Source organism: Falsiroseomonas sp. (genome assembly GCF_041690465.1).
Lineage (GTDB): Bacteria > Pseudomonadota > Alphaproteobacteria > Acetobacterales > Acetobacteraceae > Falsiroseomonas.
Genome location: NZ_JAWLHG010000032.1, coordinates 25,163 through 48,313 on the forward strand (window position 1 = coordinate 25,163; position 23,151 = coordinate 48,313).

Consider the following 23,151-nt stretch of genomic DNA (forward strand, 5'->3'; position numbering starts at 1 on the left):
GGGATCACACAACCTGCCGTTCATGTGCGGGCGCGCTGCGCGAAGCGTTGCGCGAATTACAACTTGAACGTGTTATCCCTCACATTTCCTCACCGTTTATTGCAATCGTTCGAGGTTGCCTTCTGCGTCACCGTTCCGCAAAATGGACAAACCAGACGGCCCGTGAGATACGTCTCTCCGGGTAGGGTTGTATCCGAATCAAGCGATCAACGGGGGATTGCATGCGCTTCGCCGATATAGGCCAGCAGTTGCGAGCCTACCGGCTCGAGAGTGGACTTCGAGCGGAGGAGATCGCCGCGCGGCTCGGCGTCTCGCGCGCAGCGCTCTATCGCTACGAAAAGGGCGAGGTGATCAAGCTGGACACGATCCGGCGTCTCGCCGAGCTGCTGAAGATCTCGCCGCTCTCGCTGCTGGGCATCGGCGTCGAGTATTTCAGCCGCCCGCCCGCCTTCCAGGAACGGCTGCGCCAGGTTGAGGAAGGCGCCGACCAGATCCTGCTGGTGGGCGGCGCAGTCTGCTACCCGACCACCACCGACGCCTTCGACGGCGCCCTGGCCGAGGCCTGGACCGAGGCCGCCGATTCCGCCGCCGACCGCGCCACGGCACGCGCCGCGACGGACCAGATGCTGGGGCTGCTGGCGGCGCGCAAGAAGCTGCACGCCTCGCGTCGGCCCACCATCATCGGCATCCTCGGCGAAGGCGCCCTCGCCCGCCTGCTGCGGGAGGGTGTGGCCCCCGGCGTAGCCGTACCGGAACGCACCCGGCAGCGCTGCCTGGCAGCCGCAAGGTCCGAAGCCGAGTCGATCGCCGCCATGATGGAGAGCGTGCCGATCGGGGTGCAGCTCGGCCTCGCCGCGACGGTGGAGCCGGCCGGCAACTTCATCGTGCTGCGCGGCCGCGACCGCGCGCATGTCGTCGCCTCGCCCTTCGCGCCCGACACGCCGCCGCAGGGCGGCATCGGCGTCGCTTCGATCACCGCGGCGGATGAGGCGGTCGCTGCCCATCAGCGCGTCGCGGAGACTGCCTGGCGTGATGCGCTGAAGGGCGCCGCCGCCGCCGCCCGTGTGCGGGAGATGATCAAGGCGGCGGGCTGAGGCCGCTTCCCCGCCGCGCGGCGCTCAGCGCTCCGGCGGGTTGAAGCGGCGCCGGCGCTGCTCCGGCGGCATCATCAACAGGCGCATCGGGCCGGGGCCGGTGTTGAACACCTCGGCCGGCACCGCCTCACCGGCGGCGCGGCGCTCATCGGCGACATCCATCAGCGCGAAGATCCGCCGCATCGCCTCGATCGCCGCGGCCAGGCCGAGCGCCACCACCAGGAACGCCACCAGCGAGAGGCCGCCGCGCACCGCATCGGCGCTGGCCGCGCCCGCCGAGGGCAGCAGCAGAGCGGCACCGAGCGCACTGGCGGCCAGCGCGGCCGAAACCGCGCTGCCGCGCCCGAACAGCAGCGCCGCGGCCAGGATCGCCAGCACCAGGAGGAAGGGCTGGCCTTCCGGCACCACCGGCAGGCCGAGCAGCGGCAGCGCAGCCATGCCGGCGACCATCCCGGTCGCGCAGCCATGCCGCGCTGTTGCGCCCATCGCCCGCGTCCGGGCCAGGGCGGAGCGGCGCCGGTGCCCGGAGCCCTGTGATGGGGAGAGGTGCGGTGTCGGTGGCCTGTCGGCATGCCTCATGTCCGCGCCAACGGAGTCGGCGCGAACGGGTTCGGACGCCCAGTGGAAGGGTCGCGCAAGTGCTCGTGCGCCGGATACCACCCGGCGCGCCCTGCTCCCTCCTTGTCAAGCAGACCTTACAGCGACGCCGGCCCGGATGCACTTCAACCCGCCTTGAGCGATGCGGCATGGCGGAACGCCGCTCCGCCCGCCGGCATCAGACGGAGCGGCTGACCTCGAAGACCTCATCGTCCTCCGCGCTGCGTTTCGCCGCGAAGCCCAGGCCGCGCACGAAGGCCAGCATCGGCGCGTTGTCGGCCAGGACCTGGCCGGCGATGGTCGTGATCCCACTCGCCCGCGCCCAGGCGAACAGCCGCTCCATCAGGTGCCGCCCGAGTCCCTGCCCCTTCATCGCCCCGTCCACGATCACGGCGAACTCGCCCGTCACGCCATCTGCCTCCCGGATCAGGCGGGAGACGCCGAGCAGATCCTCGCTGCCGTCGGGGCGCGTGCGGACCGCGACGAAGGCCATCTCCCGGTCGTAATCGAGCTGGGTCATCCGCGCGATCTGCTGCGCCGGCAACTCGCGGATCTGGCTGAAGAAGCGCCAGCGTATGTCTTCCGGCGTCAGCCGACGGAAGAAGGCGGCATGCGCCTCGGCATCCTCGGGGCGGATCGGGCGGATGGTCAGCGCCTCCCCCCCCTTGGCGCGCCAGCGCGTCACCCATTCCTCCGGATAGGGCGGGATCGCCAGCATCCCGCGCTCCCCGTGGGCGCGCAACGTGCAACTGGCATCCAGCGCCACCACGCCCTCGGGCTGCGCCAGCAACGGGTTGATGCCGAGGGTCGCAATCTCCGGCCAATCCACCGCGATCTGCGAGAGGCGCAGCAGCGCCGCCTCCACCGCCGCGCGTTCGGCCGGCGGATGGTCGCGATAGCCGGCCAGCAGCGGCGCCGCCCGGCTGCGTCCGACCAGCCCGGCGGCGAGCGAGCGGCTGAGCGGCGGCAGGTCCATCGCCTCGTCGCCCAGCAGGTCGGCCGCGGTGCCGCCGAGGCCGAAGCCGATGAACGGGCCGAACATCGCATCCTCGGCCAGGCGCAGCCGCAGTTCCAGCCCGCCGCGCGCCTCGCGCTGCACCAGGAAGCCCAGCAGCCGGGCCTCGGGCCGCAGGCGGCGCGCCGCCTCCTGCATCGCCGCCGCCGCCCGGCGCAGCGCGGCCGCATCGCGCAGGCCGAGGGCGACGCCGCCGATCTCGGTCTTACGCATGATGTCGGGGCTGCGGAGCTTCAGCACCACCGGCCAGCCCAGCGCCTCGGCCGCCGCCACCGCGTCCTCGGCATCCTGCGCCACGCGGCAGGCGGCCACCGGCATGCCGTAGGCGGCGAGGATGGTCAGCGCCTCGTCCTCGGTCAGCGCCAGCCGTCCCTCGGCGCGTGCAGCGGCGATCAGCCGGCCGACTCCGTCGCGGTCGGGCGAGAGGGCGAGCACGTCCCGCCCCGGCAGCTCGGCCGCCGCCAGGCGGTTGCGCCGGTCCTGCCAGAGATGCAGCGCGCCGCGCACCGCCGCCTCCGGCGTGTCGAACACCGCAAGCCCGCTGCCGGCGAGCGCCGCGCGCTGCGGCCCGGCCGTCGCCTGGCCGGGCCAGCAGACCAGGATCGGCGCGGCGCGCGTGGCCTTCGCGGCGGCGGTGAGCGCGGCGGCGATGGTCCCCGCCTTCTCGCCGGCGACCGGCGCATGCAGCGCCACCACCGTGTCCACCTCCGGCAGCGCCGCCAGCATGGAGGCAGCTTCGCCGAGGGTGGTGCCGGTGAGCGGGCCGAGGGCGATCGGGTTGCGCCCGCTCCAGCCCGGCGGCAGGCCGATGGCTAGGCTCGCCAGCGCCTCCGGCGGCAGCTCCGCCAGCCTTGCGCCGCCTTCCAGCACCGCATCGGCCGCGAGATGCGCGAGCCCGGTGGCGTTCGCGACGATGGCGATGCGGTCGCCCGGCCCGCCGCGCGGCGAGAGCTTCACCCGCGCCAGCGTCTCCGCCGCCGAGAGCAGGTCGTCGAGGCCGGAGACGCGCAGCACGCCGGCGCGGCGCAGCACCGCTCCCATCACCGCATCGGCCGTGCCGGTCGCGTCCGCCAGCCTGCCGCCGGCGCGGATCGCCACCACCGGGCGGGTTCGCGCCGCGGCGCGGGCGGCGGAGACGAACATGCGGCGGTTCTTGATCTGTCGCAGATCGAGCAGGATCGCGCCCGTCCCGGGATCCCGGGAAAGCCAGTCCAGCGCATGGGCGAAGCCGAGATCGGCATTGCCGCCGATGCCGATCACATGGCTGAAGCCGACGCTCTCGGCCTCGGCCCAGTCGAGCACGGCGCGGGCCAGGGCCGAGGACTGGCAGACCAGCGCCAGCTTGCCCTTCCGCGGTACGATATGCGCCAGCGAGGCGTTCAGCCCGATTGCCGGCACGCAGATGCCGAAGCTGCCCTGTCCGAGCGCCCGCACCCCGGTGCGCTGCGCGATACCGGCGAGGTCGGGCGCCGCCCCGGGCACCACCGCGGCGTGGCAGCCGCGCGCGGCGAGCCCGGCCATGGCCGGCTCCAGCGCCTCCGCCGGCAAGGCGAGCACGGCGAGGTCGGGCGCGGAGTCCAGTGCGGCGATGTCGGGCGCCGCCTCGAAGCCCTCATGCGCCATGCCGATGATCGAAAGCCGGCCCTTGAAGCCGCCCGCCGCCAGGTTGCGCGCCAGCAGCCCGGCGGTGGACGCAACGGGATCGGCGACCAGCACGACATGCTTCGGCCGGTAGAGCGCCTCCTCCCGCAGGGCGCCGCGGGGGCCGAGGGTGGGCAGGGGCTTGCTCATGGTGCGGCGCAGCATGTGCATGGCTGCGCGGTCGGCGCAACCGCGATCGCGCCGATGTGCCGCGAGGGCTTGCGGTGTGCCCGGCGTCGCCCTTCGATGGCGTGACAGGATAAGGAGCTCACCATGCCCGCCCGCGACGACCGCTGGGACCCCGAGATGCTCGCCTTCACCGAGATGATGGAGGCGCGCTCGGCCGCGCTGCCGCCCATCGTGCTCGCCCCGCCGCTCGACGAGGCGCGGAAGCTGAACGATGGCCCGCAGCTCCCGCTCGCCGAGGGCGGGCCGGCCATGGCCGAGAGCGGCGACCGCTGGCTGCCGATCCGGGGCCGGCGCCTGCTCTGCCGCCTCCATCGGCCGACCTCGGCGCCGGATCAGCCGGTGCTGGTCTATATCCATGGCGGCGGCTGGGTCTGGGGCAGCATCGACACGCATGACCGGCTGATGCGCGAATACGCCGCCGCTGGCCGCTGCGCGGTGGTCGGGCCGGACTATGCGCTGAGCCCGGAAGCGCCCTTTCCGCAGGCGCTGGAGGAATGCGCCGCCGTGGTGCGCTGGATTGCCCGGAACGGCGCCGAATGGGGCCTCGACCCGTCGCGGATCGTGGTCGGCGGCGACAGCGCCGGGGCCAACCTGGCAGTGGGCGTGGCGCTGCTGCTGCGCGTCACCGATCCGGACATCTCGCTGCATGGGATATTGTTGAATTACGGGGTGTTCGATGGCGATCTTTCCACGCCATCCTATCGAGAATTCGCCGATGGCTACGGCCTGACGCTGGCCAAGATGCGCTTCTACTGGGAATGCTACTGCCCCCGCCCGGCCGATCGGCTGAACCCGCTGGCCGCACCATTGCGCGCCGATCTCAAGGGCTTGCCTCCCGTTCTTCTGCACTTCGCCGAGCTGGATGTGCTGGCCAGCGAGAACCGCGCCATGGCTGCGCGGCTGAAGGAGGCGGGCGTCGAGGTGGAAAGCCGCCTGTTCCCCGGCACCGCCCATGGCTTCCTGCGGGCACTGAGCCATGTCGGTGTGGCGCGCGAGGCTGCCGCGGCGGGTGGCGCCTGGCTCAAGCGCCTGCTCGCCTGAGCGTTTCGCTTACGCCCTGTTCTTTTTTTGGACGTAGGCTTCCACCGGTGCCGACCTGATGCCCCGGGTCGGCGAGCCGGACGGGTGCCGCACTCCGCGCGCCCGTCCGCCACGACCGCTGGAGAGCATCCGATGGTTCTTCCTTTCGCCGCCCTTCCCACGCCGGACGGCAGCCAGCCGCATGGCGCAATCCGCATGGCGCTGGCGGCGGTGCGCAAGCACCTGGGCATGGAGGTCGCCTATGTCTCCGAGTTCGTGGATGGCCGCTCCGTCTTCCGCGAGGTGGACGCGCCCGGCCTGGAAGCGCTGATCAAGGCGGGCGATTCACGCTCGCTCGACGAGGTGTATTGCCGCCATATCCTGGCCGGCCACCTTCCGGAGCTAATCGCCGACACCGCCGATTACCCGCTGGCCGCGTCCATGCCGATCACCCGCGCGGTGCCGATCGGCGCGCATGTCAGCGTGCCGCTACGCCTGCCCGACGGCCGCGCCTACGGCATGTTCTGCTGCCTGAGCCCGCACGCGAACCGGTCCCTGAACCAGCGCGACCTGCAGGTGATGCGCGCCTTCGCCGAGATGGCGGCGCACCAGATCGGCCGGGAAGTGGAAGCGGAAGAGGCAGCCAGCCAGGCGCGCGCGGAGATCGCGCGGGTGATCGAGCAGGACCTCTTCACCATCGCCTACCAGCCGATCTTCAGCTTCGCGCCCTTCCGGGTGATGGGCTTCGAGGCACTGTCCCGCTTCTCGCCGCAGCCCTACCGGTCGCCGGACCTCTGGTTCGACCAGGCGGCGCGGGCCGGTTGCGGGGTGGACCTCGAGCTGGCGGCGATCCGCAAGGCCGTCGGGGCGTTCGGCGCCCTGCCTGACGGCGTCTTCCTCTCGGTGAACGCCGCGCCCGGGACGATCGCCAGCGGCGAGCTCGGCCAGGCGCTGCGCGGCGTCCCGATGGACCGGCTGGTGATCGAGGTCACGGAGCATGCGGCGGTGCAGGATTATGGCCGCCTGGGCGCCGAGTTGGCCGCGATCCGGCGGCTCGGCGCGCGGATCGCGGTGGATGACGCCGGCACCGGCTATGCGGGCCTGCAGCACATCCTCCAGCTGCAGCCCGACATCATCAAGTTCGACCGGGCCATCACCCGCGCGCTGGACCAGGATCTGGCCCGCCGCGCGATGGTGTCGGCGCTCCGCCATTTCGCGCGGGACACCGGGTGCCAGATCGTCGCCGAGGGGGTCGAGACGCAGCCGGAGCTGAGCGCGCTCATGGCACTTGGCGTGAACAAGGGCCAGGGCTACCTGATCGGCCGCCCGATGGACCTCGCCGGCGCCCAGGCGCTGCTTGTGCCGAAGCGGATCGCCGCATAGTGCCCAACGCCATGCTGGCCTTCCGCCGCTTTCGCGGCCACGGCTACCGCTTCGATCCCGCCCTCGGCCGTTTCGCGGTGGCAGGCTGATATCTGCCTCGTGAAACGCTGAAGCGTTTCACCCTGATCCGCCGGCGCTTCACGCCTCCGGCTTGACGCCCGCCGCAGCTCGGAACCCGTAGGGCGCGATTAATGCCTAACCCGCCCGCAGCGCCCGCTTCGCCACCTCGGCCAGGAAGCCGCTGGCCACCGGCAGGATGGCGTCGTTGAAGTCGTAGCGCGCGTTGTGCAGCTCGCGCCCCCCCTCGGCCGGGCCATTGCCGATCCAGACGAAGGCGCCGGGGATCTCCGCCACGAAGCAGGAGAAATCCTCGCCGGTCATCGCCGGCGGCACGTCGCGCCGCAACGGCCCGATCGCCGCCGCCGCCTCCGCCGCCAGCTCGCGCTCGGCCGGATGGTTGGCGGTCACCTCGACGCCGGGGCCCCAGTTCACCGCTGCCGCCACCCCGAAGGTGGCGGCGATGCCGGCGGCGACGCGGCGCACGCCCTCCTCGATCGCCCTGCCGGCCGCGGCATCGAGCCAGCGCGCGGTTCCCTTCAGCGTGACGAGGTGCGGGATCTGGTTCTGCGCCTCGCCGCCCTGCACCACCGTGATGCTCACCACCCCGCCGGCCAGCGGATCGAGGTTGCGCGCCACCACCGATTGCAGCGCCACGATGCAGTGCCCGGCAGCGACCATCGGGTCGCGCGAGAGATGCGGCAGGGCGGCGTGCGAGGCATGGCCCTCGAACGCCACCTCGAAGCGGCAGCCGGCGGCCATCACCGCGCGCTCGTGCACCGCGATGGTGCCGGCGGGCAGGCCGGGCCAGTTGTGCCAGCCGAAGATGCGCTCCATCGGGAAGCGGGCGAACAGCCCCTCCGCCACCATGCGCTTCGCGCCGCCGCCGCCTTCTTCGGCAGGCTGGAAGACCAGGTGGACGGTGCCGGACCAGCTGGCGTCGTCCAGCAGCAGCTTCGCCGCGCCGAGCAGCGCCGCGGTGTGCCCATCATGGCCGCAGGCATGCATCACGCCGGGCACGGTGGAGCGCCAGGGCACGTCGTCGTTCTGCTCGGCGATCGGCAGCGCGTCCATGTCGCCGCGCAGGCCGACGCTGCGGTTGCCACCGCGCCGCAAGGTCGCAACGACGCCATGGCCGCCCACGCCTTCCGCGATCTCCGAAACGCCCATCTCACGCAACCGTGCGGCGACAAAGGCGGCAGTCTCCCCTTCATGAAGGGTGAGACCGGGATGCGCGTGGAGATGTCGGCGCCAGCCGGTCAGGGTCGCAGCGAGGGTGGGATCCATGGCAGTGTGGTAGCCCGTCCACGCCGGGCGCTCCACCCCCCGGCCGCCATCACGGCGCGTCCGCCGATGTCCGAGAGGCCGTGAGATTCCCTAGCCGCCTTCCCCTGCTGCTGCTGCTGTCGCTGCTGATCGCCGCTCCGGCGGCCACGCAGCAGCCGACGCTGCGCTACCAGGCCAGCTTCGTGCCGACCGGCGAGCAGGCGCTCGATTCGGCGCTGGCCGAGGCGTCGCAGTTGCGCGCGCTCGCCGAGGACGCGCCGGTCGATGCCTATGGTCTGGTCGCCCGCGCCGAGGCCGAGCCTGCCCGGCTGGAGGAGGTGCTGCACGCCGAAGGCTATTGGGCGCCGCGAATCGAGATCCGCATCGCCGGCGAGCCCGCCGCCACCCCCGGCCTCGCCGCCCGGCTGGAAGCCGCCTCGCCGGAGCAGGTGCCGGTCGAGGTGCGGGTGGAGCCGGGTCCGCGCTACACCTATCGGCGCCTTGCGCTGCGCGCCGCCACGCCGGAGGGCCGCGCCCCGGTCGCCGCGCTGGAACTGCCGGCGGAGCTGGCGCCGGGCGAGCCGGCCCGCACCGACCCGGTGCTCGACGCCGAGGCCGCGCTGCTCGATGCGCTGCGGCGCGCCGGCCACCCGCTGGCCGCGATCGCCGACCGCGAGGTGGTCGTGGACCACGACGCGCAGGCGATGGATGTCGCCTGGACCCTCGCCCCCGGCCCGCGGGCCGCCTTCGCCATGCCCGGGATCGCCGGCGAGACCGAGGTTAGCCGCCGCCTGATCTCGCGCGTCGCCGGCCGCCTGACCGGCGAGCCCTATTCGCCGCAGCGTCTGGAGCGCACCCGGCGCGACCTGCTCGCGCTCGGCGCCTTCGATACGGTGCGCGTCCGCGCGGCCGAGCGGCTGGACGCCGCCGGACGGCTGCCGGTGACCTTCTCGGTCGCCGACCGTCCACGCAACGCCGCCGGCGTGACGCTCGCCTACGAGACCAACTACGGCCCCTCCGGCCGGGTCTATTACGAGCGGCGCAACCTGTTCGGGAATGCCGAGCTGCTGCGGATCGAGGCGGGGGTGTCGCGGATCGGCACCAGCGGCGGGACGGCGGATGTGAACTACCGCCTCGGCGCCAGCCTCCGCCGGCCGGGCCTGCTCGGTGGCCGCACCAGCCTCGTGCTGGAGGCGGCGGCGCTGCGGGAGCGACTGGAGGCCTATGACCGCGATGCGATCGTGACCTCCGCGATCCTGGAACGCCCGATCGGCGAGCGCTGGCTGCTGCGCGGCGGGCCGATCTTCGAGACCGGCCGCATCGGCCGCGACGGCAATCTGGAGCCCTTCACGCTGCTCGGGCTGGTGACCGGCGTGCGCTACGATTCCACCGCATCGCTGCTCGACCCGCGCAGCGGCGTGCGGGTGGACCTCTCCGTCACCCCCTATGCGGACCTGGCCGAGGGGGGCGGCTTCGTCCGTGCGCTCGGTACCGCGCGGACCTATTTCGATTTCACCGGCGATGGCGGCACGGTGCTGGCGCTGCGCGCGACGCTCGGCAGCCTGGTCGGCGCCTCCCGCGAGGTGCCGCTCGACAAGCGCTTCTATGCCGGCGGCGGCGGCTCGGTGCGCGGCTACGACTTCCAGGGCATCGGGCCGCGTGACGCGCTCGGCCGCCCGCTCGGCGGGTCGAGCCTGGTGGAAGGGTCGGTGGAGCTGCGCCAGCGGGTCAGCGGCAATTTCGGGATGGTGGCCTTCCTCGACGCCGGCTCGGTCGGCGCCTCGGAGACGCCGGATTTCTCGGACCTGCGCCTCGGCGCCGGGCTCGGCGTGCGCTACGCCACGGCGATCGGGCCGCTCCGGCTGGATGTGGGCCTGCCGCTGAACCGGCAGGCCGGCGATACGGGATACGGGATCTATGTCGGCCTCGGCCAGGCGTTCTGACCGGCCGGGCCGCATGATGCGGCTGGCCCTGCTCGGCTTCGCGCTGCTGCTCGCCGCGCTGCCGGCCGGTGCGCAGGAGACGCGCAGCCGCTCGGCGCTGACCCGGCTGGTCGAATCGCTGGTGCCGGGCCTGACGGTGGATGGCCTGCGCGGCCCGCTGGCCAGCCGCCCCGGCTTCGACCGCCTGACCATCGCCGACGACCAGGGCATCTGGCTGGAGATCGAGGGCGCCAGCATCGACTGGGCCGCGACCGCCCTGGTCCGCCGCCGGCTGCATATCGAGGAGCTGACGGCGACGCGCGTCACGGTGCGCCGCCTGCCGGCCGCCGCGCCGCCGCCGCCCGGACAGACGGCGCCGGCCGAGCCCGGGCGGCTCATTCCCGAACTCCCCACCCTGCCCGTCGCGCTGCGCATCGACCGGCTGCAACTGGACCGCATTGAGCTGCAGCAGCCGGTCCTCGGCGAGCCGGTGGCGCTCACTGCCAGCGGCAGCGCGCGGCTGGACCCGGAGGGGCTGAACCTCGCCCTGGACGCGGCGCTGATCGAGGGCGGCACGGTGGTGTCGCTGCAGGCGGCGCTGCGCCCGGGCAGCGGCCAGCTTTCGGCCGCCGCGACGCTGCGCGGCGAGGCCGGCGGCCCGCTCTCCCGCCTGGCGGGCCTCGGCGAGCGGCCGCTCGCGCTCGACCTGTCGCTGGACGGGCCGCCGGAGGGCGCGCGCTTCACCCTGGCGGCGAGCGCCGGCGACGGGATCGGCGCCGACCTCGCCGGCACCATCGCCGCACCCGACACCGCAAGGCTGGCGCTGACCATGCAGGGCCAGGTGACGGGCGCGGGGCTGGTCGAGGACCGGCTCGCCCCCCTCGCCGGCCCGATCGAGATCGCGCTCGACACCGCGCGCCAGCCCGACGGGCGGTTCGATCTGCGGCGCCTGCGGCTCGCCGGCGCCGCCGGCACCATCCAGGCCAGCGGCCTGCTCGACCCCGAGGGCGCCGGCAACGAGCTGGCCCTGCAGGCGAGCCTCGCCGGCTCCGATGTGCTGGCGCCGCTGCTGCCGGATGGCACCGTCGGCTGGGAAACGGTGGAGGCCGAGGCAACCGTCACCGGGGCGCTGAACGCCCCGCGGATCGCCGCCACGGTGGCACCTGCCGGCTTCAGCTCGGAGGTCGCGCCGGTCGCAGCGCTGCTCGGGCCGACCCCGCGCCTCGTGCTGCGCGCCGCCGCGCCGGACCGGATCGAGGCGCTGACCCTCACCGGCCAGGCGATCCGGGCCGAGGCCAGCGGGCAGGCCGGCGAGACGCTCGACCTCGCCTTCCGCACCGACATCGCGGCCTCGCAGGAGGCGGTGCCCGGCCTGGCCGGCGCGTTGAGCCTGCAGGGCACCGCCACCGGCCCCGCCGCCGACCCGACCCTGACGCTCCAGGCGAGCTCCGACCGGCTGGAAGCCGCCGGCCGCGTGCTGGAGGCGCTGGACCTTTCCGCCCGCATCGCCACCCCGGTGAGCAGCCCGCAGGTGACCGCCGACGCCACCGGCCGGCTGGAGCAGCTGCCGCTGTCGCTCGCGCTGCGCGGCGCGCCCGGCGAGGGCGGCTGGCTGGTTCTGGAGCAGGCCGAGGCCGGCTTCGGCCCGGCGCGGCTTTCCGCCGCCGGCCGGCTGCATCCGACGGAGATGCTGGCCGATGGCGAAGCGCGGCTGGAGGCGCCGGACCTCGCCCCCTTCGCCGCCCTGCTCGGCCAGCCCATCGCCGGCGCGATCCGGATAGCGGCGCGGGGCGCGCCGGTGGAGGGACGCCAGACCGTCGTCGCCCGGATCGAGGTACCGCGCCTCGAAGCCGCCGGCGTGACCGCGCGCGCGGTGACCGCCAGCGCCGAGGGCAGCCTCGCCGCGCTCGACATCGCCCTCGCCGGCCAGGTGAACCAGGTCGAGGCCGAGGCGCGCGGCCGGCTCGGCGAGGGCGAGGCCGGCGCCCGCGTGCTGGACCTCGCGGCCCTTCGCGCCCAGGCCTTCGACGAGACGATCCGCCTTGCCGCCCCCACCCGCATCACGCTGGGCCCCGATGGCGGCGTGGAGCTGGCGGCCGCAACCATCGCCCTGCCCCGCAGCGGCACGCTGCGCGCCGAGGGGCGCTGGGGGCCGGAGCGCGCCGACATTCGCGCCACCCTCGCGGCGCTGGACCTCGCCGCCTTCGCCGCCTTCGCGCCCGGGGTGGAGCCGGCCGGCACCGTCTCCGGCGAGGCGCGCGTCACCGGGCCGGTCGCCGCGCCCGAACTGGTCGCGACGCTGCGCGGCAGCCGGCTTGCCAGCGGCGCCGCGCCGGGCCTGCCGCCGGGCGAGCTGCGGCTGGATCTGCGCCGCGCGGCCGAGGGGCTGGTGACAGCCGAGGCCCAGGCGAGCCTCGGCCCGCAGAACCGCCTGACCGCCGCCGCGCGCTTCCCGCAGGGGCCGGGCGCCGCCGCGCCCTTCGAGGGGCGGCTGGACGGCACGCTCGATATCGGCGCGCTGAGCGCGCCCGTCCTCGCCGCCGGCGCCGACCGGGTCACCGGGCGGATGACACTCGCGCTGCGCGCCACCGGCACGCCGGAGGCGCCGGTGCTGGGCGGCGAGGCGCGGGTCGCGCGCGGCTCCTACCGCAATGCCCCGCTCGGCATCGCCATCACCGACATCGCCGGTCTGCTGCGCCCCGACGGGCCGCTGCTGCGCGCCGACCTCACCGGCCGCACCCCGGGCGAAGGCCGCCTCGCGCTGGCCGGCACCATCGCGCCCTTCGAGCAATATCTGCCGCTGGACCTGGTGCTGACCGCGAACGGGGCGACGCCGGTCGCCTCGGACCTGCTGCGCGCGACGCTGGATGCGGAACTGCGCCTCGCCGGGCTGCTCGGCCAGGGCGCCACGCTCTCCGGCCCCATACGTGTGCGCCGCGCCGAGATCCGCGTGCCGGAGCGGCTGGGCGGCGGGGTGCGCAGCCTCGGCAACGTCACCGAGATCGGCACGCCGCCCGGCCGCGCGCCGCGGCGCCGGCCGCCCCCGCGCGCGGCGGGCAATGGCGAGGAAGTGCCGGGCCCGCCCATCGCGCTCGCCATCACCGTGGAGGCGCCGCGCAACGTCTTCGTGCGTGGTCGCGGCCTCGACGCCGAGCTCGGCGGGCAGCTCGCCATCGGCGGGCGGCTCGCCGACCCGGAGATCACTGGCGCGCTCGACCTGATCCGCGGCGATCTGCAGGTGGTCGGGCGGCGGCTGGCCTTCGACCGCGGGCGGCTGACCTGGACCGGCGCGCTGCTGCCCGACCTGGCGCTGCGCGCGAGCAGCCAGGCCGGCGGCACCACCGTCGCGGTCGAGGTCACCGGCCCGCCGACCCAGCCAGAGCTGGTCTTCACCTCCACCCCCGAGCTGCCACAGGACGAGGTGCTGGCGCGGCTGCTGTTCGACCGGCCGCTGCGCGATCTTTCGCCGCTGGAGATCGCCCAGATCGGCGCCGCGGCAGCGGGCGCGACCGGCGCGCTGGGCGGCGGCGAGGGGTTTCTGGGCCGCCTGCGCCAGGGCCTCGGGCTCGACCGCCTCGCCGTGGGCGGCGGGATGGAGCGCGCCGGTAGCGAGACCAACGCCGAGCAGCGCTCCAATACGACGGTGGAGGCCGGGCGCTATGTGGCTGACGGCGTCTATGTCGGCGTGCGCCAGGGCACCGAGCCGGGATCGAGCCGCGTCGGCGTGCGGGTGGACCTCACGCGGCGCCTCAAGCTGGAAGCGGAGACCGGCGACCGCGAGGCCGGCAACCGGGTGGGGCTCAGCTATGAGTGGGAATGGGGGCGGTAGTCACTTCAGCGCCCGCCAGACAAATTGCAGCGGTGCGCTGCGGCGCAGCCAGTCGTTCGGATCCACCCCCATCGCCTGCAACCCCGGCGTGATGGCCCGTGCGAAGGCCAGCGCCCGGTCGCGGTCGAAGATGCGCGGGGCGACCTCCACCGGGCGGAGCCCCGCCGCCTCGATCGCCTGCTGCATCGCCCCGCGCGTGAACCAGCGGAGGTGGGTGCGGTCGAACAGGCCCATCTCCTCATAACGCCACTTGCCCGCCAGCAGCCGCGCAGCGAAGGACCAGTGTTCGAGGTTCGGCACGCAGACCAGCAGCGTGCCGCCCGGCGCCAGCAGCGCCGCATCGCGCTTCAGCACGCCCCAGGGGTCGCGCAGATGCTCCAGCACGTCGCCATAGACCAGGACGTCGAGCGTGCCGGGCTCGACCGGCACCACATCCCGCTCGATGTCTAGGCGATGCACCGCGTCGTAATGCCGCTCGGCATGGGCGGCGAGCGCCGGGTCCGGCTCGACGCCGATCAGCCGCGCCGCGCTGCCCGCCTGGCGCAGCGCACGCCCCAGCCCACCGGCGCCGCAGCCGATGTCGAGCAGGCTGCGCGCCGCCGCCGGCACGCGCGACAGTAGGTCCGGGTTAGCGGCGGCGCCGTAGGTGGTGGCGGGGTCTGGCTCGGTCAGTCGGGGATCGCCTCTGCCGCCGCTTCCAGCGCGGCGACCACATGGTTCTGCCCGCGCGTCAGCGTCGCCAGTGCAAAGCCGAGCGCGGCCGCCGGGTAGCGGTCCAGCTCCGCGGCCACGGCCAGATGCGTCAGCGGCGAGGCCGGCAGGCCGATGTCCCGCCGGTAGCGCGTGCCACGGGTGTAATCGAGCGGCACCAGATGCCGCAGCACCGCGAGCCGTGTCGCGGTGGCGACATCCGCGGCCGGCGAGGACGCCTCGAAGGCGGCGAGCTTCGCGGCCAGCGCCTGCATCGCATCGCGCGCCGGCGTGAGGTCGAAGCGGTCGCCGGCGGCCTTGGCGTAGCGGTCGAGATGACCGCGCAGCTCCGCCACCAGCGCACCGGGATCGAGCGGGATCGCCGGGCGCGTCGCCAGCCGGAAGGCCGCCAGCGCGTAGAGCCTGATATCGGTCAGCAGCACCTGCGGGTCGGCGACGTCGAGCTGGTCGCGGTCGGTGTGCCAGGCGGTGTTGCCGCCGTTGCCCATCACGAAATACCAGCCGCGCCGCTCCACCTCCTCCTTCGGGATGCGGGAGGAGGCGGAGAAGCAGCCGCTGATGCCAAGGTTGTTGAAGGAATAGTCGGAGGATTGCGAAGGCCGCTTGCCGCCCGCCTGCTTGCCCGTGACGTCCTTCACAGCCTCCGTCACGAAGGCGCGGTTCTCGGCCATCCAGGGAATGGTGGGATAGTCGGTGGCGTCGCGGCAGCCGGGGCTGTCGCAGTTGAGATGGGTGACGCAGCCGCGCGCCAGGTCGCGCGCGAAGGCATCGGCATACCAGGTGCTGCCGGCGAACTTGCCTGTCGAATGCCCCGGCCACCAGCAGATGCGCACGCCGCGCCGCAGCGCCCCGCGATGCGCGTGCAGCATGCGGGCGACCTCCAGCATGCAGGCGTCGCCGGTGGCGTTGTCGCCGACGCCGACATCCCAGGAATCGTAGTGGCCGTGCAGCAGCACGAAGCGGTCCGGCTCCTCGGTGGCGGGGATGCGCACCTCCGGCAGCACCTGGTCGAACCAGCCTTCCTCGACCACCGTGGTGAGCGTGGCGGAGGCGCCGCGCGCGGCGGCTTCGATCAGCGCATCGCCATCCGGCCGGCTGACGGCACAGCCGGGGATCGGCGTGCGCCAGGGCAGGTCATCCAGATCGGGCGTGCCCCAGATGGCGCTGCCGCTGCCCCAATGCATGTCGGGCCCCGGGTTCACCGCGATCACGCCGGCCGCGCCGAGCGCCGCGAAACCGAGGATCCGCTCGGCGAGGATCATGCCGCGGAACAGCACGATCTTGCCGCGCACATCCGGCACTCCGGGCGCCGGGTCGTAGCCGGCGCCGAACAGCGCCGCAGTGTTCGGCGTCCAGCCCGGCGGCGGCACCACCGGGCTCTGCACGAAGACCAACGGCGCCGTCAGCCCGCCCGGCGCCGTCGCAGCGAGCTGCGCCGGCCGCGCCGCGAAGCGCCGCCCCTCCAGCGCCACATGCGCCGTCTTCGGCACCGCCAGGTACAATCGCGGCCGGTGCAGCGTGACGGGCAGGCCGAGGGCCGCCAGCCGCCCCCCGATCTCCTCGCCGGCGGCCGCGGCCTCGTGCGGGTCCTGCCGGCGCATGGCGGCGAAGCGCTTCACCAGCGACCAGGCATCCTCGATGCGCGCGCCTTCCAGCAGCGCGGCTTCCGTTTCGGTCAGCATCGCGGTCAGTCCAGCGTCACGCCGACCTGCCGCACCACCTCGGACCAGCGGTCGATCTCGGAGAGGACGAAGCGCTGCGTCACATCCGGCGGCTCGCCGCCGGGATCCACGCCGATCGTGGCGAAGCGCGCCTTCACCGGTTCCGACTGCAGCGCACGGCGCAGCTGCACATACATCGCCTGCACGATCTCGTCTGGCACGCGGCCGGGGCCGGCCAGCCCGAACCAGTTGATGGTGGCGACGTCCACGCCCTGTTCCTTCAGCGTCGGCACATCCGGGAAGGCGGCGCTGCGGCGGTCCGTCGAGACCGCGATCGCGCGCACCACGCCGTTGCGGATATGCGGCGCGGCGGAGGGCAGGCTGTCCCACATACCCTCGATGCGGCCGCCGATCACGTCGTTCGCCGCCGCCTGCGCGCCGCGATAGGGCACATGGGTGATCTGCACGCCGGCGGTGCGGTTCACCAGCTCGCCCGTCAGGTGGTGCAGCGTGCCGTTGCCGCCGGAGCCGAAATTCATCTCGCCCGGCTTCGCCTTCGCGGCCGCGAGGTACTCCGCCAGGTTCCGGAAGGGCTGGTCCTTTCCGACGATCAGCACCAGCGGCAGCGTCGCCAGCAGCGTCACGTGCTTGAAGTCGGTGCGGGTGTCGTAGGGCAGGTCGCGCCGCAACTGCCGGAAGATCGCCTGCGGGCCGACATTGGTGGTGATCCAGGTGTGCCCGTCCGGCGCCGATTTGGCGACGAAGTCGGAGCCGACCACGCCGCCCGCGCCCGGGCGGTTCTCCACCACGAAGGGCTGGCCGGTCTGTTCCTGCAGTTGCGCGGCGACGGTGCGCGTCAGGATGTCCGAGGCCCCGGCCGGCGGTGCCGAGGAAACCATGCGTACCGGCCGGCTCGGCCAGGCTGGCTGGGCCAGGGCCGGCAGCGGCAGCAGGGCGGCTGCGGCGAGCAGTTGGCGGCGGTGCATGGCCGGTCTCCTTGCGGCGGGAAGACGAGTTGCGCACGGCAGGGGCTGCCGGATCAAGCGCGGTTGAGGCCGGTTGAACCCGCCCGCCGCGCCGCCGACATCACCCGCACAACCTATGGAGGAAGAACGACCATGGACGGACGCGACATGCAACGCCGCGTCGGCGGCGGCCGCCGCCGGGCGCAGGAGCGGCAGAGCATCGAGGCGCTGCGCCGCAACCAGGCGGCGCCGCAGGGCGGCTCGGCGGCGGATTGCCTGAAGGCCGGGCGCGACCCGGAGAAGAAGCTGGAGGAGCTGCGCCGCAGCCTCGGCTCGCCGCACAAGGCGCCGGAAGCCTTCATGCGCTGAGCCCGGCGGAGGCGGGCGGCGCGCCGGAGCACTGTTGACGCGCCCGGCGCGCCTGCCCATTCCCCCGCCATGGCTCCGCCCCCTCTCCTGCATCTGCGCGACATCCGCCTCCGCCTCGGCTCCGGCTGGCTGCTGGACGGGGCGGAGCTGATGGTCGGTGCCGGCGAGAGGCTGGCGTTGGTCGGCCGCAACGGCTCCGGAAAGTCCACCCTGCTGAAGATCGCCGCCGGCATGATCGAGCCCGACGGCGGCACCCGCTTCCTGCAGCCCGGCGCAACGCTGCGCTACCTGCCGCAGGAACCCGACCTCGCCGGCTTCGCCACCACCGGCGCCTTCGTCGAGGCCGGGCTCGCGCCGGGCGACGACCCGCACCGCGCGCGCCTGCTGCTGGAGGGCCTCGGCCTGACCGGCGAGGAGGAACCCGCACGGCTGTCGGGCGGCGAGACGCGGCGGGCGGCGCTGGCCCGCGTGCTGGCGCCACGGCCGGACATCCTGCTGCTCGACGAGCCGACCAACCACCTCGACCTGCCGGCGATCGAATGGCTGGAGAGCGAGCTTGCCGCGATGCGCGGCGCGCTGGTTCTCGTCAGCCACGACCGCCGCTTCCTGGAACGTCTCTCCCGCGCCATGGTCTGGCTCGACCGCGGCACCACGCGCCGGCTGGAACAGGGCTTCGCCGGCTTCGAGGCCTGGCGCGACCAGGTGCTGGAGGAGGAGGAGACCGAGGCGCACAAGCTCGCCCGGAAGATCGTGCGGGAGGAGCATTGGCTGCGCTACGGCGTCACCGCCCGGCGCAAGCGCAACGTCAAGCGCCTCGCCGGCCTGCAGGAGCTGCGCAAGCGCCGCAAGGAACGCGTCTCGGCGCCGGGCACGGTGCGGATGGCGGCCAGCGAGGCCGACGGGTCCGGCACGCTGGTGGCCGCGGCCGATCAAATCTCCAAGGCCTACGGCGAGGCGCCGCCGGTGGTGCGCGACTTCTCCACCCGCATCCTGCGCGGCGACCGTGTCGGCATCGTCGGCCCGAACGGCGCGGGCAAGACGACGCTGCTGAAGCTGCTGACCGGCGCACTGCCGCCCGATGCGGGCGAGGTGAAGCTCGGCACCAATCTGGAGATGGTCACGCTCGACCAGATGCGCGCCGGCCTCGACCCGGAGACGACGCTCGCCGAGGCGCTCACCGGCGGGCGCGGCGACACCGTGCGCGTCGGCGGCGAGACGAAGCATGTCGTCGGCTACATGAAGGACTTCCTGTTCACGGCGGAACAGGCGCGCACGTCGGTCGGCCATCTCTCGGGCGGCGAGCGCGGGCGGCTGATGCTGGCGCGCGCGCTGGCCTCGCCCTCGAACCTGCTGGTGCTGGACGAGCCGACCAACGACCTCGACCTGGAAACCCTCGACCTTCTGCAGGAATTGCTGGGCGAGTACCCCGGAACGGTGATCGTGGTCAGCCACGACCGCGACTTCCTCGACCGCGTCGCGACCAACGTGATCGTCTCGGAGGGCGACGGGCGCTGGCAGGATTACGCGGGCGGCTATTCCGACATGGTGGCGCAGCGCGGCCGCGGCGTGCAGGCCAAGGCCGCGCCCGCTGCCGTCACGCCGGCGCCCGAGCGCACCACGCCGGAAAAGCCGCGCGCCGAGGCGCGGGCAAGGATGTCCTTCAAGGACAAGCACGCGCTGGAGACGCTGCCCGCGCGCATCGCCCAGCTCGAGCGCGAGATCGCCGCCCTGCAGGCGCAGCTTGCCGATCCCGCGCTGTACGTCCGCGACGCCGCCGGCTTCACCGCCCGCTCCAACCTGCTCGCCCGCAAGCAGGCGGAGCGCGAGGCGGCGGAGGAGGAATGGCTGCGGCTCGAATTGCTGCGCGAGGAGCTGGAGGCCGGCTGATCCGGCCTTGGCTTGTCCCGAGGCGGCACGCGGCCCATGCTCGGCGGCAAAGACATGACCCCGCCCGGCGCCCCCCGCGAGCAGCGCATCCTGCTCGGCATCGGCTTCATGATCCTGGGGGCGACGATCCTGCCGGCGATGAACGGCATCGTGCAGTGGCTGACACCACGCTACCCGCCGGAGCAGGTGGTCTGGGCGCGCATCACCGGGCAGTTGCTGGTCATGGTGGCGCTGATGCTGCCGCGCGCCGGCTTGCGCGTGCTGGCGACCAGGCGGCCCGGGCTGCAATTCGCCCGCTCGGTCTGCCAGGTGGTCTCGACCAGCCTCTATTTCGTTGCGCTGGTGACGCTGCCGCTGGCCAAGGCGGCAGTGATCGGCTTCATCGGCCCGTTCATCGTGGCGCTGCTCGCCTGGCCGATGCTGGGCGAGCGGCTTCGGCTGGCGCGCATGCTGGCGGTGGCGGCCGCCTTCGTCGGCGTGCTGGTGGTGATCCGCCCGGGCGGCGCCGCCTTCCAGCCGGCCTCGCTGATGATCCTCGGCAGCGCCTCGCTGATGGCGCTCTACCATGTGCTGACCAGGATGGTCTCGACGCACGACCGGGCCGAAACCTCCGTGCTGTGGAGCGCGCTGCTCGGCGGCGTGGTGCTGACGCTGCTGGTGCCGCTGTTCTGGGTGACGCCCAGCAGCGTGGCGGATGCGCTGGCCTTCCTGGCGCTGGGGGCCTTCGGCGCGGGCGGGCATTACTGCGTCGCACGCGCTTTCGGCCTCGGGCCGGCGGCGGTGATCGCGCCGTTCCAATATTGGCAGATTGTCACCGCCGTGGCGATCGGTGTCGTATTCAGCGGCGTCTGGCCAGAGCCTGCTACCTGGGTGGGCGCGGCCATCGTTGTCGCGGCTGGCGTCTTCCTCGCCATCCACGAAGGCAGGCGATGACGGCGGCGTGATGTCGTGGCATGTAGGAAGAATAGTTTCACGTGGAGAACCAGATGACGATCGGCGTCGGCGGTTCGGATTTCGGGACGGAACTCGCGGCGATCCGCAACCGGCGCGATGCGGTGCCGCCGATCGGCGTGGCGGAGCATGCGGAGCGGGTGGAGCGCGCCCAGGCGCGCATGCGGGAGCTCGGTCTCTCCGCGCTGTGGCTCGACGGCACCACCAACCTCGCCTGGCTCACCGGCCTGAAGCACGGGCAGAGCGAGCGGGCGGTGGGCGCGCTGCTGCCGGCGAACGGCCCCCTCGCCTATCTCGCCCCTGCCTTCGAGGTGGAGCGCATCCGCACCATGCTGACGCTTCCCGGCGAGGTGCACGGCTGGGAGGAGGACGAGGATCCCTACGCGCTGTTTGCCGAGATGCTGCGCGAAGCGGATGTCTCCGGCGGCACCGTCGCGCTGGACGACATGGCGCGGGTCTTCCTCGCCGAGGGGATGCGCGGCAAGCTGCCGAACCACCGCTACGTCGCCTCCGGCCCCGTCACCTCCTTCCTGCGGGAGCGCAAGACCGAGCAGGAGGTGGCGATCCTCCGCCAGGCCATGGGCATGACGCTGGAGATCCACGCCGCCGCCGCGCGCGCGCTGCAACCCGGCGTGACGACCAGCGACGTGGCAGATTTCCTCGCCGCCGCGCATCGCCGCGCCGGCTTCGACGCGGGGCCCGCCTTCTCCATCGTGCTGTTCGGCGAGCCCACCGCCTATCCGCATGGCGTGCCCTATCCGCAGACGCTGGCCGAGGGCGACATGGTGCTGATCGATGTCGGCGCGCCGCTGCACGGCTATGTCTCCGACATCACGCGCAGCTACGTCTTCGGCACGCCGACGCCGCGCCAACGGGAGATCTGGGAGCTGACGAAGCGCGCCCAGGCGGCGGGCTTCGCGGCGGCGCGGCCCGGCGCGGCCTGCGGCGGCATCGACGACGCCTGCCGCGGCGTGGTGGTCGGCGCCGGCTTCGGCCCCGGCTACAAGGTGCCGGGCCTGCCGCATCGCACCGGGCACGGCATCGGCATGGACGTGCACGAGGCGCCCTATTTCGTGAAGGGCAACGCCCAGCCCCTCGCGCCCGGCAATACCGGCAGCATCGAGCCCACCATCGCGATCTACGGCGAGTTCGGCATCCGGCTGGAAGACCATATCGTGGTCACCGAAAGCGGCGCCGCATGGCTCACGCAACCTGCGCAATCCGTTGACGATCCCTTCGGGCTGGAGCGAGCGGCATGATCACCCTCTACGGCGTCCACCGCTCGCGCGCGCTGCGCAACATATGGGCGCTGGAGGAAATGGGGCTCGCCTACCGGCTGGTGCCGGTGATCCCGGCCTTTCGCGTGCCGGATCCGGCTGCGCCGGGCGCGCCGCTCAACACGCGCTCACCCGAATTCCTGAAGCTGAACCCCGCCGGCAGCATCCCGGTGCTGGACGATGACGGGGTGGTGCTGTCGGAATCGCTCGCCATCAACCTGTGGCTCAGCCGGCGCTGCGGCGCGCCGATCGGCACCAACGACCTGGCGGAATCGGCGCGCTTCGCGCAGTGGACACTCTACGCCGCGACCGAGATCGAGCCGCACAGCCACGCCATCCTGATGCACCGCGTGCAGTTGCCGCCGGACCAGCGCGACGAGGCAAAGGTGGCGGCGGCCATTGCCGCGCTGCGCCGGCCGCTCGCCGTGCTGGATGCGGCGCTGGCGGGCGACGGCCATCCTGTGGGCGGCCGTTTCACCGTGGCCGACATCGCGCTGGCCGAGACGCTGCGCTATGCGCTGCCGGCGCCCGAGCTGTTCGAGGCCGCACCGCATGTGAAGGCGTGGCTCGCCGCCTGCCATGCGCGCCCGGCCTGGAAGCTCATCACCGCGCGCCGCGAAGCGGAACCGGCGATCTGAACGGAGGCGTCACCGATATGCTGACCATCTATGGCGTGCTGCGCTCGCGCGCCTCGCGCAACGTCTGGCTCGCGCATGAACTCGGCATCCCGTTCCGGCATGTGCCGGTGATGCAGGCCTATCGGCTGGCCGACCCGGACGCGCCGGATGCGCCGCTGCATACCCGCTCCGCCGCCTTCCTGCGCATCAACCCGAACGGCCACATCCCCTCGATGGAGGATGACGGGCTGGTTCTGCACGAATCGCTCGCCATCAACCTCTACCTCGCGAAGAAGCATGGCGGGGCGCTGGCGCCGGCGAACCTCGCCGAGGACGCGCTGATGACGATGTGGTCGCTCTGGGCCGCGACGGAGGCGGAGCCGCACACCATCCAGGTGCTCTATCACCGCGTCGGCTACCCGCCCGAGCAGCGCGATGCGGCGAAGGCGGATGCGGCCGTGGCGGCGCTGCGCGGCCCCTTCGCGGCGCTCGATGCGGCGCTGGCGGAGAGCGGTTTCCTGGTCGGCGGGCGCTTCACCGTGGCCGACCTCAACGTCGCCGAGGTGATCCGCTACGCGCAGCCCGCGCCAGAGCTGTTCGACGCTGCGCCGCATGTGAAGGCCTGGCTCGCCGCCTGCCATGCGCGCCCGGCCTTCCAGCGCATGATGGAGGAGCGCGCGAAGGAGCCGGCGTAGCCGCC

17 protein-coding genes are annotated in these 23,151 nt (G+C 73.5%); 11 read left to right on the top strand and 6 right to left on the bottom strand.

Annotated features, from left to right (window positions below):
• The first annotated feature begins 221 nt into the window (after positions 1-221).
• Positions 222-1,094, top strand: coding sequence for a helix-turn-helix domain-containing protein (locus ACESM1_RS22760; protein ID WP_372623505.1), 873 nt, complete (start codon positions 222-224; stop codon positions 1,092-1,094).
• A 24-nt stretch (positions 1,095-1,118) separates the two neighbouring features.
• Here the strand turns inward: ACESM1_RS22760 and ACESM1_RS22765 are convergent, their stop codons facing one another.
• On the bottom strand, positions 1,119-1,580 hold the full coding sequence (locus tag ACESM1_RS22765) for a hypothetical protein (protein WP_372623506.1): 462 nt from the start codon (positions 1,578-1,580) through the stop codon (positions 1,119-1,121).
• Positions 1,581-1,869: 289 nt separating this feature from the next.
• Positions 1,870-4,497: a GNAT family N-acetyltransferase gene (locus ACESM1_RS22770; protein ID WP_372623507.1), complete on the bottom strand. Its 2,628-nt coding sequence runs from the start codon at positions 4,495-4,497 to the stop codon at positions 1,870-1,872.
• A 123-nt stretch (positions 4,498-4,620) separates the two neighbouring features.
• On the opposite strand from ACESM1_RS22770, the gene ACESM1_RS22775 reads away from it, so the two are divergent.
• Complete coding sequence (locus tag ACESM1_RS22775; protein WP_372623508.1) at positions 4,621-5,577, top strand: alpha/beta hydrolase; 957 nt, start codon at positions 4,621-4,623, stop codon at positions 5,575-5,577.
• Between the two features lie 132 nt (positions 5,578-5,709).
• On the top strand, positions 5,710-6,939 hold the full coding sequence (locus ACESM1_RS22780) for an EAL domain-containing protein (protein WP_372623509.1): 1,230 nt from the start codon (positions 5,710-5,712) through the stop codon (positions 6,937-6,939).
• A gap of 195 nt (positions 6,940-7,134) precedes the next feature.
• Here the strand turns inward: ACESM1_RS22780 and ACESM1_RS22785 are convergent, their stop codons facing one another.
• Complete coding sequence (locus tag ACESM1_RS22785; protein WP_372623510.1) at positions 7,135-8,283, bottom strand: amidohydrolase; 1,149 nt, start codon at positions 8,281-8,283, stop codon at positions 7,135-7,137.
• A gap of 80 nt (positions 8,284-8,363) precedes the next feature.
• On the opposite strand from ACESM1_RS22785, the gene ACESM1_RS22790 reads away from it, so the two are divergent.
• Both ACESM1_RS22790 and ACESM1_RS22795 read left to right on the top strand, forming a co-directional pair.
• A complete protein-coding gene (locus tag ACESM1_RS22790; RefSeq protein ID WP_372623511.1) occupies positions 8,364-10,205 on the top strand; it encodes an autotransporter assembly complex protein TamA in 1,842 nt (613 codons plus the stop codon).
• Positions 10,206-10,218: 13 nt separating this feature from the next.
• Positions 10,219-14,013 carry a translocation/assembly module TamB domain-containing protein gene (locus tag ACESM1_RS22795; protein ID WP_372623512.1) on the top strand — a complete coding sequence of 1,265 codons (3,795 nt, stop codon included), beginning with the start codon at positions 10,219-10,221 and terminating at the stop codon, positions 14,011-14,013.
• Here ACESM1_RS22795 and ACESM1_RS22800 read toward each other — a convergent pair whose 3' ends face one another.
• Genes ACESM1_RS22800 through ACESM1_RS22810 form a run of 3 tightly spaced genes read right to left on the bottom strand, consistent with a single transcriptional unit; the run spans position 14,014 to position 17,371 of the window.
• Positions 14,014-14,685 (bottom strand): class I SAM-dependent methyltransferase, encoded by a 672-nt coding sequence (locus ACESM1_RS22800; protein WP_372623534.1) that lies wholly within the window; start codon positions 14,683-14,685, stop codon positions 14,014-14,016. It abuts the gene before it with no gap.
• Positions 14,682-16,406 carry a M28 family peptidase gene (locus ACESM1_RS22805; RefSeq protein ID WP_372623513.1) on the bottom strand — a complete coding sequence of 575 codons (1,725 nt, stop codon included), beginning with the start codon at positions 16,404-16,406 and terminating at the stop codon, positions 14,682-14,684. Before ACESM1_RS22805 ends, ACESM1_RS22800 begins: the two co-directional genes overlap by 4 nt.
• 5 nt (positions 16,407-16,411) lie before the next feature.
• On the bottom strand, positions 16,412-17,371 hold the full coding sequence (locus tag ACESM1_RS22810) for a Bug family tripartite tricarboxylate transporter substrate binding protein (RefSeq protein ID WP_372623514.1): 960 nt from the start codon (positions 17,369-17,371) through the stop codon (positions 16,412-16,414).
• Between the two features lie 132 nt (positions 17,372-17,503).
• On the opposite strand from ACESM1_RS22810, the gene ACESM1_RS22815 reads away from it, so the two are divergent.
• From ACESM1_RS22815 to ACESM1_RS22840, 6 genes are all read left to right on the top strand, one after another.
• Positions 17,504-17,719, top strand: a complete 216-nt coding sequence (locus tag ACESM1_RS22815) for a hypothetical protein (RefSeq protein ID WP_372623515.1) — start codon at positions 17,504-17,506, stop codon at positions 17,717-17,719.
• A 69-nt stretch (positions 17,720-17,788) separates the two neighbouring features.
• Positions 17,789-19,606, top strand: a complete 1,818-nt coding sequence (locus ACESM1_RS22820; protein ID WP_372623516.1) for an ABC-F family ATP-binding cassette domain-containing protein — start codon at positions 17,789-17,791, stop codon at positions 19,604-19,606.
• A 54-nt stretch (positions 19,607-19,660) separates the two neighbouring features.
• A complete protein-coding gene (locus tag ACESM1_RS22825) occupies positions 19,661-20,539 on the top strand; it encodes a DMT family transporter (protein WP_372623517.1) in 879 nt (292 codons plus the stop codon).
• A gap of 53 nt (positions 20,540-20,592) precedes the next feature.
• Entirely contained in the window at positions 20,593-21,816 is a 1,224-nt protein-coding gene (locus tag ACESM1_RS22830) for a M24 family metallopeptidase (protein WP_372623518.1), read from the top strand.
• Positions 21,813-22,472 carry a glutathione S-transferase family protein gene (locus ACESM1_RS22835; RefSeq protein WP_372623519.1) on the top strand — a complete coding sequence of 220 codons (660 nt, stop codon included), beginning with the start codon at positions 21,813-21,815 and terminating at the stop codon, positions 22,470-22,472. The genes ACESM1_RS22830 and ACESM1_RS22835 overlap by 4 nt, the downstream gene beginning before the upstream one ends.
• A 17-nt stretch (positions 22,473-22,489) precedes the next feature.
• Entirely contained in the window at positions 22,490-23,146 is a 657-nt protein-coding gene (locus ACESM1_RS22840) for a glutathione S-transferase family protein (RefSeq protein ID WP_372623520.1), read from the top strand.
• Positions 23,147-23,151 lie beyond the last annotated feature (5 nt).